This window comes from Pseudomonas sp. 8(2025) (genome assembly GCF_052665325.1).
Genome location: NZ_JBQOIE010000007.1, coordinates 257,304 through 272,097, shown reverse-complemented (window position 1 = coordinate 272,097; position 14,794 = coordinate 257,304). Strand labels below are relative to the sequence as shown.

11 protein-coding genes are annotated in these 14,794 nt (G+C 63.5%); 7 read left to right on the top strand and 4 right to left on the bottom strand.

The features are described from left to right. Positions 1–30: 30 nt before the first annotated feature. Positions 31–246, bottom strand: coding sequence for a TOBE domain-containing protein (locus ACUXVH_RS16005; RefSeq protein WP_011061476.1), 216 nt, complete (start codon positions 244–246; stop codon positions 31–33). Positions 247–468: 222 nt separating this feature from the next. Here ACUXVH_RS16005 and ACUXVH_RS16000 point away from each other — a divergent pair, with 222 nt between their 5' ends. The 6 genes from ACUXVH_RS16000 (at position 469) to ACUXVH_RS15975 (ending at position 9,955) form a co-directional block, all read left to right on the top strand. Then, a complete protein-coding gene (locus tag ACUXVH_RS16000) occupies positions 469–1,290 on the top strand; it encodes an aldo/keto reductase (RefSeq protein WP_011061477.1) in 822 nt (273 codons plus the stop codon). A 202-nt stretch (positions 1,291–1,492) separates the two neighbouring features. After that, a complete protein-coding gene (locus ACUXVH_RS15995) occupies positions 1,493–4,330 on the top strand; it encodes an ATP-binding protein (protein ID WP_445495351.1) in 2,838 nt (945 codons plus the stop codon). Continuing rightward, complete coding sequence (locus tag ACUXVH_RS15990; protein ID WP_011061479.1) at positions 4,317–5,507, top strand: EAL domain-containing response regulator; 1,191 nt, start codon at positions 4,317–4,319, stop codon at positions 5,505–5,507. Before ACUXVH_RS15995 ends, ACUXVH_RS15990 begins: the two co-directional genes overlap by 14 nt. Positions 5,508–5,613: 106 nt before the next feature. Further along, complete coding sequence (locus ACUXVH_RS15985) at positions 5,614–8,799, top strand: response regulator (RefSeq protein ID WP_445495349.1); 3,186 nt, start codon at positions 5,614–5,616, stop codon at positions 8,797–8,799. Positions 8,800–8,873: 74 nt separating this feature from the next. After that, entirely contained in the window at positions 8,874–9,521 is a 648-nt protein-coding gene (locus ACUXVH_RS15980) for a response regulator (RefSeq protein ID WP_065364724.1), read from the top strand. A gap of 26 nt (positions 9,522–9,547) precedes the next feature. Beyond that, a complete protein-coding gene (locus ACUXVH_RS15975) occupies positions 9,548–9,955 on the top strand; it encodes a TIGR03067 domain-containing protein (RefSeq protein WP_445495346.1) in 408 nt (135 codons plus the stop codon). A gap of 24 nt (positions 9,956–9,979) precedes the next feature. On the opposite strand, the gene ACUXVH_RS15970 is transcribed toward ACUXVH_RS15975, so the two are convergent. Together ACUXVH_RS15970 and ACUXVH_RS15965 are read right to left on the bottom strand one after the other, a co-directional pair. After that, on the bottom strand, positions 9,980–12,256 hold the full coding sequence (locus ACUXVH_RS15970; protein ID WP_065364143.1) for an ATP-dependent DNA helicase: 2,277 nt from the start codon (positions 12,254–12,256) through the stop codon (positions 9,980–9,982). After that, entirely contained in the window at positions 12,253–13,899 is a 1,647-nt protein-coding gene (locus ACUXVH_RS15965) for a VRR-NUC domain-containing protein (RefSeq protein WP_065364144.1), read from the bottom strand. The genes ACUXVH_RS15970 and ACUXVH_RS15965 overlap by 4 nt, the downstream gene beginning before the upstream one ends. A 206-nt stretch (positions 13,900–14,105) precedes the next feature. On the opposite strand from ACUXVH_RS15965, the gene ACUXVH_RS15960 reads away from it, so the two are divergent. Further along, on the top strand, positions 14,106–14,330 hold the full coding sequence (locus tag ACUXVH_RS15960) for a YgdI/YgdR family lipoprotein (protein ID WP_011061484.1): 225 nt from the start codon (positions 14,106–14,108) through the stop codon (positions 14,328–14,330). A 16-nt stretch (positions 14,331–14,346) separates the two neighbouring features. Here the strand turns inward: ACUXVH_RS15960 and ACUXVH_RS15955 are convergent, their stop codons facing one another. After that, positions 14,347–14,727 (bottom strand): hypothetical protein, encoded by a 381-nt coding sequence (locus ACUXVH_RS15955; RefSeq protein WP_041118378.1) that lies wholly within the window; start codon positions 14,725–14,727, stop codon positions 14,347–14,349. Positions 14,728–14,794: the final 67 nt, after the last annotated feature.

The window sequence follows — 14,794 nt, the reverse complement described above, 5'->3', positions numbered from 1 at the left end:
CTGTGAATGGACGATGTCCGCAGGTGCGGCTCAGAGCTTGGCGATGGAGACTTCGGTGGACTTGACGAAGGCGATCACTTCGCTGCCGACCTTGAGTTCCAGGTCGCGCACCGAGCGGGTGGTGATCACCGAAGTGACAATGCCCGAGGCGGTCTGCACGTCGATTTCCGAAACCACCTGGCCTTCGTGGATCTCCTTGATCACGCCCTTGAACTGGTTGCGTACGTTGATCGCTTGAATGGTCATGCTGAAAAGTCCTTTGCTGGCACCGGGCTCAGGAGTTGAGCGGCTGGGGCTAAACATGCGCCTTTGGCAAAAGCCTTAAAAGGAATAAATAATTAGATAGTTATCTCTTTTAGAAATATAAAAGACCCAGCCTCCCGCCCTCGCGCAGCCTTGACCCTGCCCGCCGGCTTTGCTTCCCTGTGCCCTGCACTGATCACTCTCGATAGATACCAGGAGGTAAGCATGCGCACGTTGATGCTGGCAGACACGCAGGTTCCGGTGATTGGCCAGGGCACTTGGCGGATGGGCGAGGACCGCCACCTGCGGGATCAGGAAGTCGCTGCCCTGCGCACCGGTATCGACCTGGGCCTGACCCTGATCGACACCGCGGAGATGTACGGCGAAGGCGGTGCCGAGGAAGTGGTCGGCCAGGCCATTGCCGGGCGTCGCGACCAGGTGTTCCTGGTAAGCAAGGTCTACCCCCACAACGCCAGTCGCAAAGGCCTGCCCCTGGCCTGCGAGCGCAGCCTGAAACGCCTGGGCAGCGACTTCATCGACCTGTACCTGCTGCACTGGCGCGGCCAGTATCCGTTGGCGGAAACCGTGGACGCCCTGGAGCGCCTGCGCGAAGCCGGCAAGATCCGCCGCTGGGGAGTCTCCAACTTCGATGTGGCCGACCTGGACGAACTCGACTCCCCGGCCTGCGCTACCAACCAGGTGCTGTACAACCTGGAGTCCCGGGGTATCGAGTTCGACCTGCTGCCCGCCTGCCAGCAACGGCGGATGCCGCTCATGGCCTATTGCCCGATCGGCCAGGGTGGCGCCTTGCTGGCCGAACCGGTGCTGCTGCAGGTCGCCCAGCGCCATGGGGTCACCGCGGCCCAGGTGGCACTGGCCTGGCTGCTGCGCCAGGACGGCGTGCTGGTGATTCCCAAGGCGGTGCGCCCGGCACACATCCGTCAGAATGCCCAGGCCGGCCAATTGCAATTGCCCGACGAGGACCTGCAGGCCCTGGATCAGGTGTTTGCTCCGCCACGGCGCAAGCAGCGCCTGGAAATGGTCTAGGCACAACATCGACGCAACGAGCATTTTTCAAACCGCGAAGGCTGCACGATAGTCATTGAAAAAATGAACAGGCGAGGAAAGTTGCGAGGTTCGACGGATAAGGAAGTGCCTGAACACTGTAAGTGCCACAAACCTACTTTGTACCCGGCGATTTAAGAATTGTCTGATCCCTGCTTGGCATGCCCCCAATTACAGTTGGCGCATGAGATTAAAAAGCTACCTGCATCAGATCAATCCCCTATTTTCCAGTCCTGAAGCAGCCCGCCGGCTGCTTCGTGTCGTGGCGCTGATTTTTCTGGTCGGCCTGTTCGGCGCGGTCTACAACTTTCTTCGCTCCAGCCTGCACAACGAACTCTCACAACGGCAAAGCTACATGAGCAGCGCCATTGCCGAGGCCCAGGCATTCTTCACCAGCCGCTCGGCCCTGTTGGAAAGCCTGAGCCTGGCGGCGGTCTACGACCCTGGGGAACATATCAGCCCCCCAGGCGCCAGCGGTGCCTCCCAAGAAGAGACGTACCTGCAACTGGGTGGACCGCAGGGCAACCAGTGGGGGATCTGGCTGACCCTGCGCATGCGCAACTACCTGCAAAACAAGCAACTGAACCTGCTCTACATTCCCGGCACCCGCGATCTGCAGGTGCAACGCCTGTTCAGCACCCGGCCACAGACCAGCGATCTGCCCGGCGGGTTGCTGGACAAGCTGATCGCTCTGAAGCCCGAGCAGATCCCTGTCGGCGAAGAACTTTGGCTGATGGACAACTCCGCGGCGGGCGCCCATCTGTACATCTTCACTCGCCTTGACGAACGCTTCGCCCACTCCGGCTGGCTTGGACTGGAGATGGACGGCAAGAGCGTCTCCGCCGCCCTCAGCGACCAGAGCGCCGGGGATTTCATGATGTTCAATTCCCAGGGCGGGCTGATTTTCAGCAGTGCGCCCAGTGCCCGACTGAGCGCCGACGTACGCCACGTCCAGGGCGGCAGTTTCTTCGGCTTTCTCGGCGGCCGCTGGTGGCCCGACCATCTGGTGATCCGCAAGCAGCTGGGGGCTACCGACTGGCAGCTGGTGTACTCCTTCGACCTGCAGAACCTGCTCAAGAGCCTCTGGCCGCAGTTGCTGGCGGCGCTGCTCATCAGCCTGACCGGCATGGCTCTGATCGGCCTGCTGACCCACTGGGTCGAAGTGCGCCTGATCGCCCCCGCCCTGCACCGGATCCAGGCCCTGGTCGAAAGCGAGGCCTTCAGCCGCGACGTGATCCAGATCGCCCCGGTGGCACTCTGTGTATTGCGCCGCAGCGATGGCCGGGTGGTGCTGGAAAACACCCTGTCCCAGCAATGGCTGGGCAACGGCAGCGAACGCGACCAGCTGTGTTCCGGGTGGATCGAGCAGGCCTTCGACCCGGCCCGCCCCAACAGCTCGGACTACTTTGAAACCGCCGACGGGCGCCATCTGTACCTCAGCTCCGCCCCCACTCGCTACAACGGTGAGGACGTGCTGTTCTGCGCCTTCAGCGATATCAGCGCTCGCAAGCAGATCGAGGCGGCGCTGGAAGAAGCCAAGCGCCTGGCCGATACCGCCAATGAAGCCAAGACCCTGTTCCTGGCCACCATGAGCCACGAGATCCGCACGCCACTGTATGGCGTGCTCGGCACCCTGGAGCTGCTGTCGCGGACCCAGCTGGACAACCAGCAGAAGGATTACCTGCAAGCCATAGAAGGCTCTTCCGGTACGCTGCTGCAGTTAATCTGCGACGTGCTCGACGTGTCCAAGATCGAAGCCGGGCAACTGGCCCTGGAGCTCAGCGAATTCTCCTCCCTGGATCTGGTGCACGAGATCATCCAGGGCTACGCGGCGGCCGCCCAGGCCAAGGGCCTGCAGTTCTATGCCTGTGTCGACCCGCAGTTGCCGGAGATCCTGCTCGGCGATGTCACCCGGATCCGCCAGATCCTCAGCAACCTGCTGAACAACGCGGTCAAGTTCACCGATACCGGGCGCATTGTCCTGCGGGTCCGCACCGAAAGCCGCGATGGCGAGCGCAGCAACATCCTCTGGCAGGTTTCCGACACCGGCCGGGGCATTGCCCAGGACGACCAGACACTGATCTTCGAGCCCTTCTACCAGACCGAAGGCAACACCAACGTGATCGCCGGCACCGGCCTGGGCTTGCCGATCTGCCAGCGCCTGACCCAATTGATGAACGGCAATATCCGCATGGTCAGCGAGCTCGGCCTGGGCAGCAGCTTCACCCTGACTCTGCCGCTGGAGGCCTCTGCCCTGCAGGGCGACACCCCGCTGATCAGCCCATTGCTGCCGGAGATGGTCTATGTCGTGTCCCCGGTGCGTGAACTGGCCGAATCGGTGGCGGGCTGGCTGCGCCGCTGGGGTGCCCGGGCCCAGTTCAGCCTGCCGAGCCCGTCCGACCGGGCCCGGGGCAACGTACTGATCGAACTACACCCCGGCAGCGTGGAGCAGCGCCTGGAACCCGACTGGCAGGGCCCCCTGGTGCTCGCCAGCGGCGATGGCCATAACGAACCGCGGATCGACGGCGGCAGTTGGCAGATCAACACCAACAACCTGCGGGCGATCCATCAGGCCGTCAGCCAGGCCCAGGGGGTCTGGGTGGCCCAGAGCGAGGATCACTCCGATCACCGCGAGCTGAAAAAGCTCAGCCTGCATGTCCTGGTGGCCGAAGACAACGTGATCAACCAGTTGATCCTCAAGGACCAACTGGAAGAACTGGGGTGCAGCGTGGAGCTGGCCTCGAACGGTGAAGAGGCCCTCTGCATCTGGAAGGCCGGTCGTTTCAACGTTGTGCTGACCGATGTGAACATGCCGAAACTCAACGGTTATGAACTGGCCCAGGAGCTTCGGCGTCAAGGCTGTTCGATCCCCATCATCGGGGCAACGGCCAATGCAATGCGCGGAGAAGAAGAGCTCTGTCTTGCAGCCGGGATGAACCACTGCCTGGTGAAGCCCTTTGCATTAAGAGCGTTGTTCAACTATCTGGCGCCCTATGAAAGAGCCCCCCATGAAGTCCTGTAGCATTTTGATCGTCGAAGATCAGCCGTTTCAGTACATGTACCTGCAACACTTGTTCAACGAGCTGGGGCCCTACCAGCTGGAGGTGGCAAGCAGCGGCAAAGAAGCGCTGGAACGCCTCAAGCAGCGGCACTTCGACCTGGTACTGACAGACCTGCTGATGCCCGGCATGGATGGCGTGCAGTTCATCCAGAGCCTGGCCACCCATCGCGTGCGCCCGGCCCTGGCCATCATGAGTGCGTCATCCCGGCGCATGCTGATGGGCGCCAGCCTGGTGGCCCGCAACCTGGGGCTGAAGGTCATCGGGTTGATTTCCAAACCCGTGAACCTGGCTGCACTGCGTGCACTCACCGCTCAGTTGCCAGGGCTCGCCAATGACAGCAGCCCCCCACAGATCGGGGTCGAATGCAGCCCAGAGACCCTGCGTGAAGCCCTGCGCAACGGGCAGATCCAGGCCTGGTTCCAACCCAAGAAAGCCTTGAACAACGGTCGCATCGTCGCCGCCGAAGCCCTGGTGCGCTGGATCCACCCACAACACGGCATGCTCCTGCCTTGCGACTTCCTGCCGGCACTCACCGTGGCCCGCCTCGAAGAAGAACTACTGTGGCTGATCCTGGAGCAGGCCCTTGAGGCCCAGGTGCACTGGCGCGAAGACGGCTATGACATCCCGGTGTCCATCAACCTGCCGACCCACCTGCTCAACAGCGCCGACCTGGCCGACCGCCTGTACGACTTCGTGATCCAGCACAACGGTGTGCCGGCCAGGATCTGCTTCGAACTCATGGAATGTTCGACCCCGGAGCACATCAGCAACTTCTACGCCGGAGCCTGCCGCCTGCGCATCAAGGGCTTCGGCCTGTCCCAGGACGACTTCGGCAAGGGCTACAGCTCCTACATGAACCTGGTATCGACACCCTTCACCGAATTGAAGATCGACCGGGGGCTGGTCCAGGGCTGTCACAACAATGAAGAAATAGCCCAGGCCCTGACCTGCATCATCGCCCTGGGCCGGCAACTGGGCCTGACGGTCGTCGCCGAAGGCGTGGAAAGCGCCCACGAACTGGCTCTGTTGCGCAAGATCGACTGCACCCAGGTGCAGGGCTTCCTGATTTCCCATGCGGTCTCCTCGCAACAGTTTCAGCAACTGCTGGCCCAAGACGGGCCGGCCACGGTGTATTAACCGATGAACCCATTGCCTGCCCGCGCAACAGTCACTCATCGCTGACGGTCCTGCCCCAGAGATAGGAATCTCGGCAGGGCCCTTATATGTGTTTGGAAAATCAGTGATGAAAGAAAGCAGCACCTTGCTGCAGAACCTGGCTCGCAGCTTGCCCCGATTGAACACGGGCATACTGTTGGGCCTGGCGCTGCTGCTGTTCGCCACCCTGTACTGGACCCTCGAGCGTCTGTTCGATGAACAGAACAGCAACGTGCGCTTACATTTCGCCCAACTGATGGAGAACATCCAGGAGCAGGAACTGTTTCTCAAACGCCTGGCCGCACGCCATTCGATCGACGCCTTGAGCCTCGATGCCCCTCATCACCTGACCCTGCAAGCCTTCCCGCCCACCGCAGGCCAGCAATCCCCCTTCGCAACGCCCTTCAGCCTGAGCTTGTCCCCCCAGCAGCCAGCGGCCGGCGAGCTGCCCAGGGTGTTCGCCCTGGGGCTACAGCTGTCGAGCTTCTACAGCGCCTTCTGGTCAGGCTCGCAGCATGTCGCTCCGCGAACCTTTGTGTTCAACACCTTCGGCCATTTCGACATCAGCCACCCCGAGGGAAACACCGCGCCCGACACCAAGGTGGCAGACCAGGTGCTGCACCAGCAGCTCGTGAAGAGCGACGGCTTTGCCGACCACCAGATCCATTGGCAACAGTACAGGCCGCCCGCGTCGGAAGCTCTACCGACCAGGTTCCTGGCGTACATCAACCTGCATGAGCCGGCTCCACCGCTGGATGTCCAGGGAGGCAACGACTGGAGCGTGGTCGCGTCACTGCTGAGCCTGGATGACCTCAATCACCTCGAGCACACCAGACACTGGTCGATCTACGACGACTTCACCCTCATCGAGCCTTCCGGCACCGCCCTCACCGGCGACCCGGCGCCTGCCGACGTGCTGGGTGAAGGCCTCAACTTCGGCCTACAGGGGATGATCGTCAAGGTGACCAGCCAGACTCCCCAGCTGTGGACCGGGCTCTATGCGATCAGCTACAGGAACTACCTCGACTACGCACTGTGGGCCATGCTGAGCCTGTTGGCCCTCGGGGTAGGCAGCATCGCCTGCGGCTGGGCCGCCAGCCGCTGGTACCGCAACAAGGTGGTGGTCCCGGCGCAACGGGCACAGCAATGCCTCAATGAAAGCGAAGACTTCAACCGTGTGGTCATCGACACCGTTCCCTCGGGGCTATGCGTGGTGAGCCGCGACAACCTCCAGGTAATCCTGCAGAACCGTCAGGCCGAGCAATGGCAAGGCACGGCGCAACTGCTGTCTCGGCTGGCACAGGACCGCAGCCTGATCGACGGCGGCGAAACCAGCCTCGACATCGACGGGCGCTACCTGCAGGTAGAGTTCGTCTCGACCCGCTACCAACGCCAGGATGTGCTGGTGTGTACCTTCAACGATGTCACCCGGCATGTGGAAGATGCCAAGGCGCTGGACCGGGCCAGGCGCTCGGCGGACGCCGCCAATGCCGCCAAGACCCTGTTCCTGGCCACCATGAGCCATGAAATCCGCACCCCGCTGTACGGCGTGCTCGGCACCCTGGAACTGCTCGGCCTGACCCGCCTGGACAGCCGCCAGAGCGACTACCTGCAGACCATCCAGCGCTCCTCCAGCACCCTGTTCCAGTTGATCAGCGATGTGCTCGACGTCTCCAGGATCGAGGCCGGGCAAATGAGCATCGATCCGCTGGAGTTCTGCCCGCTGGACATGCTGGAGGATGTCTTGCACGCTCACGCTGCCTCTGCCCAGCGGCGCGGCCTGCTGTTCTATGCCTGCATCGACCCCAACCTGCCGGATCTGCTGCTGGGGGACGCCGCGCGAATCAGCCAGATTCTCAACAACCTGCTGAGCAATGCGATCAAGTTCACCGAAAGCGGCCGGGTGGTATTGCGGGTCCGGTTGCTGGAGTTGCGCGACCAGCAAGCCCGTATCGAATGGCAAGTCACCGATACCGGGATCGGCATTTCAGCCCAGCAACAACCCCAGCTGTTCGTCCCCTTCTTCCAGGTACGCGACGCCTCCAACGAAGCCGGGGCCGGCCTCGGGCTGGCGATCTGCGAGCGCCTGTGCCAGATGATGGGTGGGCAGATGCAGGTGACCAGCGAGCCGGGGCTAGGCAGTAGTTTCTCTTTGCGCCTGACGCTGCGCTGCCTGCCAGGAGGGCTGCCGCCATTGCTGCCATGGCCCGAAGGTTCGCCAGTGCATGTCCGGGCTCCGGTGCCGGAGCTGCTGAAAAACACCTGTGACTGGCTCGGCCGCCTGGGAGTCCCGGCCCATCCGGCCCCCCCTGGCTGGAGCGACGAGCCGCAGACTGGCGTGCTCATCGACATGCTGCCCCGGGATGGCCTGGCCTCCTGGCCTGGCCCATGCGTCAGTGCCGTCTCCGGGGGCGGTAGTGGCCGCCTGCCGCAGGCCACCTCCTGGCAGGTCGACGCCCACGATATTCGCGCCATCGCCCAGGCCGCGGTGCTGGCCCACCAGGGCCTGCCCCTGTGCCAGGCACAGGCACAGCACAGAGCCGGCCGCATGGGCCAACTGAACCTGCGCATCCTGGTGGCCAAACATAGCCCGATCAATCAGGCAATCATCAAGGAGCAACTACAGGCCCTGGGCTGCCAGGTGACCCTGTCGGCCAATGGCAAGCAGGCCCTGGAACACTGGCAGCCACAGCGCTTCGACATCGTGATCACCGACGTCAATATGCCACTCATGAACGGCTACGAGTTGGCCAGGGAACTGCGTCGCCGCGACCCGCAACTGCCGATCATCGGTGTCACCGCCAATGCATTGCGCGAGGAAGGCATCCGCTGCCTCGCCGCCGGCATGAACACCTGGATAGTCAAACCCATGAACCTGCAGACCCTGCGGGGGCATCTGTCAAAGTTGTGCCCGACCAGCACCGCGACCGCACCACCCACCATTCCGCCGGCCGCACCGTCCCGGCCTTCCCCCGACACAGCGCAAGGCGACCGGATTCAAGTCACCGAGAAAATGCGCCCGCTGTTTCTCAGTACCATGCACGAGGATCTGCGGCGGCTGGCCGAGGCGCTGGACAGCGGCGCCGGCAAGACTGCCGCCGCACGACTGCACAGCATCGCCGGTGCCATGGGGGCGGTGCAGGCAGCCCCACTGGCCAAGGCGTGCGTCGAACTGGAGTGCCGATTGCTGGACGGTGCTCTGACTGCGGATTTGCAAGCCCAGGCCAGGCAACTGATGCAACGCTTGTCCAGACTCCTGTTGCCCCTTGAATAATGGCCTGCTGGGTTTAATGTACCGACGGTCCCTAGCTCCTTTACTAAATTGCGTATTGCACGGGTGTGTTTGCCATGGAAAAACTGAAAGTAGTCATCGCTGACGATCACCCTATCGTGTTGCTCGGTGTGCGTGAGCTGATGGAGCGTGATGAGCGCTTCGAGATCGTCGGCGAAACCCTGTCTTCCCAAGGCCTGATCCAGAAGCTGGAAAGCTGCCAGGTGGATGTGGTCATCACCGACTACAACATGCCCGGGGACTCGCCCTACGGTGATGGCCTGAAGCTGGTGGAATACCTCAAGCGCAACTTCCCGCACGTGCAGATCCTGATCCTGACCATGATTTCCAATCAGTTGATCCTCACCCGCCTGCGGGAGCTGGGTGTGGTCGGGGTGATCCAGAAGAGCCAGTTGCACGAGGAAATCCAGGTCGCCCTCAAGGCCATTGCCCAGAAAGCCGTGTATCGCAGCCTGGAGCCGGCCCCCAATTCGGTGCTGGAATCCAATGTCGCCATCGACGAGCGCATCTCCACCCTGTCGCCCAAGGAATTCGAGATTCTGCGCCTGTTCGTTTCCGGCAAGAGTGTCAGCGAGATCGCCCGCAGCCAGAACCGCAGCGCCAAGACCATCAGCGCGCAGAAGATCTCCGCCATGCGTAAACTGGAGGTGCAGAGCGACCAGGACCTCCTGACCTACTGCATTGGCCGCAATATATTCAACTGATTCCCAGCCCAAGGAACTGCCTGAAAATGGATTTGATTTCACCCGAAGCCGCCGACCTGCTGGAGCTGCAACGCTTGCAAGGGGCCTGGGAACAGATCGCGATGGAAGACAGCGGCGTGCTCAACCCACCGGACGAACACAGCGCCCCCGGCGCCCTGACCTTTATCGAAGGGCAGGATTTTCGCGTGGTGACCCCGGCCGGTGAACTGCTGCTGGCCGGCACCTTTACCCTCGACAGCAGCACCCATCCCAAGTCGATCACCTGGACCGACTCCATGGGCGCAGACGCCGGCCAGGCGCTGCCGGCCAGCTACCAGCTGAGCGACGACGAGTTCGTATTCATCGCCGCCGATGCCGGCCAACCCCGGCCAAGCTATTTCCGCACGGGCCCGGGCCAGACCCTGCGCCGCTTTGTCCGCGCTCGCCAGGCCTGAACCGGCGCCCCCCTCCTGCCCGGCCTAGCCGCCAGCGGGCGGCGCGTCCAGGGCCCACCAGCTCGGCAGCAGCTGGCGGACCCTGGGTTCGGCAAAGCGATCATCGATCAGCACCAGCACCCCACGGTCGGACTGGCCACGGATCACCCGTCCTGCCGCCTGCACCACTTTCTGCAGGCCCGGGTACAGGTAGGTGTAGTCATAGCCGGAGCCGAACAGCGCCGCCATGCGCTGCTTCATCTGCTCGTTCAGCGGGTTGAGCTGGGGCAGGCCGAGGGTGGCGACAAAGGCCCCGATGAGTTTAGACCCCGGCAGGTCGATGCCCTCGCCGAAAGCACCGCCGAGTACGGCGAAACCGATACCCTGCCCCTCTGGGCGAAACTGCTGGAGAAAGTCCTGGCGCGAAGCCTCGTCCATGCCTCGGGACTGGCACCAGAGCACAATGTCCGGGTGCTCGCGCGCCAGTAACCCGGCCACCTGTTGCAGGTAGTCGAAGCTGCTGAAGAACGCCAGGTAGTTGCCCGGGCGCGCCGCGAACTGCCGGGCCATCAGCTCGACAATCGGCGCCAGGGAAGCCTGCCGGTGGGCATAGCGGGTAGAAATGCGGCTGACAATCTGCACTTCCAGCTGCCCGGCGTCGAACGGCGATTCCACATCCAGCCACACGGTGTTGTCCGGCAGCCCCAGCAGGTCAGCGTAGTAACCTCGGGGATTGAGGGTGGCGGAGAACAGCACCGTGCTGCGGGCCGCCGCCAACCGGGGCCCCAGCAGCGCCGCCGGCACCACATTGCGCAGGCTCAGGCGCGACAGGCTGCGCTTGGCGCCCAGGGCGCGCTTGCTGATGTCGAAGATGAACTGCTGCTCATCGAACAGCTCCGCCACCCGGGCAAACTGCAGCAGTTCGAAATACAGGCCCTGCAAACCGCTGTCCAGGCCCCGGGGCTGTTCGTTGAAATAGTCCCCCAGGGCCGCTACGCACAGGGCCAGGGCCTTGAGCAGCGCGGCAGGTAGCTGTGCATAGGCCTGATACTCGGCCACCTGCTCCTTGTGCAAGGCATTCCACTCGCGATTGAGCCGCTGCAACGGGCTCTTCAAGGCCTGGGGCGCGCTGCTGCGCACGCTCGCCAATTGCTGCTGGTCCAGGCTCGCGCTGTACATGCCACGCCCGCGCTCCACCAGGTTGTGGGCCTCGTCCACCAGCACCGCCACCTGCCACTGGTTGGCCTGGGCCAGGCCGAAGAGCAAGGCGCTGAAGTCGAAGTAGTAGTTGTAGTCGGCCACCACCAGGTCACTCCAGCGAGCCATTTCCTGGCTCAGGTAGTAGGGGCAGACCTGATGCTCCAGGGCCACCTCGCGCAGCGCCTGACGATCCAGCAATGGCACCTGGCTGGCGGCCTGGCGTGCCGCCGGCAGGCGGTCGTAAAAGCCCTTGGCCAGCGGGCAGGACTCACCGTGACAGGCCTTGTCCAGGTGTTCGCAGGCCTTGTCCCGGGCCACCAGCTCCAGCACCCGCAACGCCAGCCCCGGCACCCCGGAGAACAGCACCCGGGCGGCATCCAGGGCCAGTTGCCGGCCCGGGGTCTTGGCGGTGAGAAACAGCAGTGTGTCCAACTGCTGCGCAGCCATGGCCTTGAGCATGGGAAAGATCGTGCCCAGGGTCTTGCCGATGCCGGTGGGGGCCTGGGCCAGCAGGCAGCGCCCGGTGCTCACCGCCTTGTACACCGACTCGGCGAGCGGGCGCTGGCCGCGACGAAACTCGGCGTGGGGAAAGCGCAGGTCCCGGGTGACCTGGTCCCGGGTCGCGCGATGGTGCATTTGCTGTTGCGCCCAGTGCAGGAACAGCGCGCACTGGCGATTGAAGAACTCTTCCAGCGCCTCGGCGCTGTGCTCTTGCACCAGCGCGGTTTCGCCTTCGCTGAGCACATCGAAATACACCAGCGAGACACGGATGCTCGGCAGTTGCAGGCTCTGGCACAGCAGCCAGCCATAGACCTTGGCCTGGGCCCAGTGCAATTGCCGATGGTTGTCGGGCATGCGCTCAAGGTCGCCACGGTAGGTCTTGATCTCCTCCAGCAGGTTCTGCGCCGGGTCGTAGCCGTCCGCCCTGCCCTTGACCAGCAGCTCGGCGTATCGCCCCTCCAGGGCCACTTCACTCTGGTAGCCGGGGTTGCGTCGCGAAGCCACGGTACGGTGCCCGGCAATGCCCTCCAGCGCCGTGGGCGATGGGGTGAAGCGCAGGTCCAGATCGCCGGCCTTGGCGCTGAATTCGCACAGGGCGCGCACCGCGATGCGATAACTCACGCGCAGGGGTCCTGCCACTGCACGTAGCACACCGCCACCGGCATCCGGTGTTCCTGGCAGAAATCCAGCCAGCGCAGCTGGTTGTCCTGCAAGCGATCCCCCGGGCCCTTGACCTCGATCATCCGGTAGCGCTTCTGCTCGGGCCAGAACTGGATCAGATCCGGCATGCCGGCGCGGTTGGCCTTGATGTCCAGCAGCAGGCGCTGGAACCAGTGTTTCAGGTGCTCGGCGGGCAGGCAGTCGAGGGCCTGGTCGAGCAACTCTTCGCTCAGCGCACCCCAGAACACGAAGGGCGACTGCAACCCCCACTTGGCCACGAAGCGCTGGCGGATGCTCTGCCGGTAACGGCCATCGTCGAGTTCTGCCAGGCAGGCCTGGAACAGTTCGCTGCGCCGCTGATGGAAGTCTTCGCTGAACAGGTCCACCGGCCCACGCTGGAACGGGTGGAAAAACGCACCGGGCAAGGGGGCAAAGATCGCCGGCCAGCACAACAGGCCGAACAACGAATTGATCAGGCTGTTCTCCACGTAGTGCACCGGCGCCTGGGGCTGGTGCAGATGGGCCTGGACATGCAGTTCCACCGCCAGGCCGTCGGCGTCACGCGCCAGGCACAGGTCCAGGCGCTGCACCTCGCGGTTGGCCGCCCGGGGCGCCGGCGGCCCGCCCAGCTTGCGCCGCAGCCGGGGCATGATCCGCAGCAGATGCTGGGCCTCGGCGGCGCTCTCGGGCGCGGCAGCGGCCTGCTCGGCCAGCGCCAGGGCGGCCTGGTATTCGGCGCTGCGCTCCAGCACCCGGATCAATCGCGATCGCGCGCCCGGGTAGGCGCACTCCTGGTAGATCTGCCGGGCCAGCGCCCACTGCGCCAGGCGCTCGCACTGCTGGCCGAGCTGAAACAGCAGCTTGGCCCGGCGTTTTTCCAGCCAGGGGTTGAGGGTCTGGAAGCGGGCAATGTGCGCCAGCACCTCGGGCAATTCGGCGCCGGCCTCGAACGCTTCCTGGCACTCATGCAGATAGAGGAAGCCGTCCACGTCTTCGCGGCTGCGCAGGCCACGGGCATCGGCACTGATCTCGACCTTCTCGTAGCTGTAGATGCCCAGGTCCGCGAGGACGAATTCCGACCAGTCCTGATACAGGTTGCCAAAGAACATCAGGCGCAGGCGATCGCACAGCGGCATCAGCGTCAGGCTCAGGAGCCGGTCTGACAGCGCCGGGCACCACTGGGCGAATGCCTGGGGCGCCAGGCCCTGCTGGGTTAGCTCTTCCAGCCACTGGTCTTTCCTGGCCTTGGCCGCAAGCCCGTTGAAGCACTGCAGGATCTCGGCCTTTTGCAGCAGGCCGAACAGTTCCTCCAGGCAGAGCGGCGCCTGCTCATCGACCCAGCCCAGCGCCAGCAACGGCTCCAGGGCCGCGGCGCTGTCGCCGATCTCCGGGTAGCTGAGCTTGCTCAGGCGAAAGTGCCGGCCCTTGCGCATCACCATGCGCACCAGCAAGGCCTGGGAAGGCTCGGCCAGTTGCGCGAAATCAAGGATGAAGCGCTGTTCATCGGCGCTCAGCACATCGGCATAGCGCAGCTGCAGCCAGTTCAATACCTGGCGGAAGTTGTGCAGGTAATAGAGGGGGTTTTCGAGGGGATTGGAAGTCACTGAACGCAAGCGCCACGGCTGATCGGATACTGGTTATGCATACAGATAACAGCCGGCGACCGGGTCTGGCAAACACTATTGGATAAATGGCACAGCGAAGTTTTTTACAATTCCCTGGCGAACTTTCGTCGTCTTCACTACACCAAGGGCCCATGGCTATAGTGTCCGGCGCCAATGCGCGTGCGCATCATTGATGAGAGGTCTGTATGAAAGTGAAGAACCTGGGATTGTTTCTGGCCGCTTGCGGCGCCATGGCCTTGGCCGGTTGCGCCTCGCCCACTGTGGTGACCCTGCAGAACGGCACCCAATACCTGACCCGGGACCAGCCCAAGACCAAGACCGCCGACGGCTTCTATGAATTCCAGGACATTTCCGGCAAGACCATCCGGGTCAAGGCGGACGATGTGGCCACCGTCCGCCAGGAAAAATGATCCGCTGCGGTTGAAGTCAGTGCGACCAGGGAAAGGGCCCCTGCCCTGGCTCGCAGAAAATCCCCAGGGGCTTGCCGCGCCTGGACAATTCGTTACGCACCTGCTGGCAACGCTCGCGCTCCCGGGCCTCGGCGTTGTCGATGCTGATGTTGCCGGTGGTATCCGGCCTCTTGTCGTCCCCCAGACGGACCTGGGCCCAGGGTTGTTCGGGTTGCACATGGAAGCGGCTCGGGGCCGGCTCCTCCTTCACTTCAGGCGCCGGCTGGCCGGCCGGCAACTGGTCCGGGGTCACCCCATAGCGCTTCAAAATCGAGCTGTGAGGCAATTCCTCGGCGGATGCCATGACCACCCACAGGGCCAGCACCACACCGCTCGCATACCTCTTGCTGTTACTCACCGTCAAAACTCTCCTGTCATTGCCGTAGCGTGAATGCCTGCCTGTACTAACGAGCTGACACGTTTCA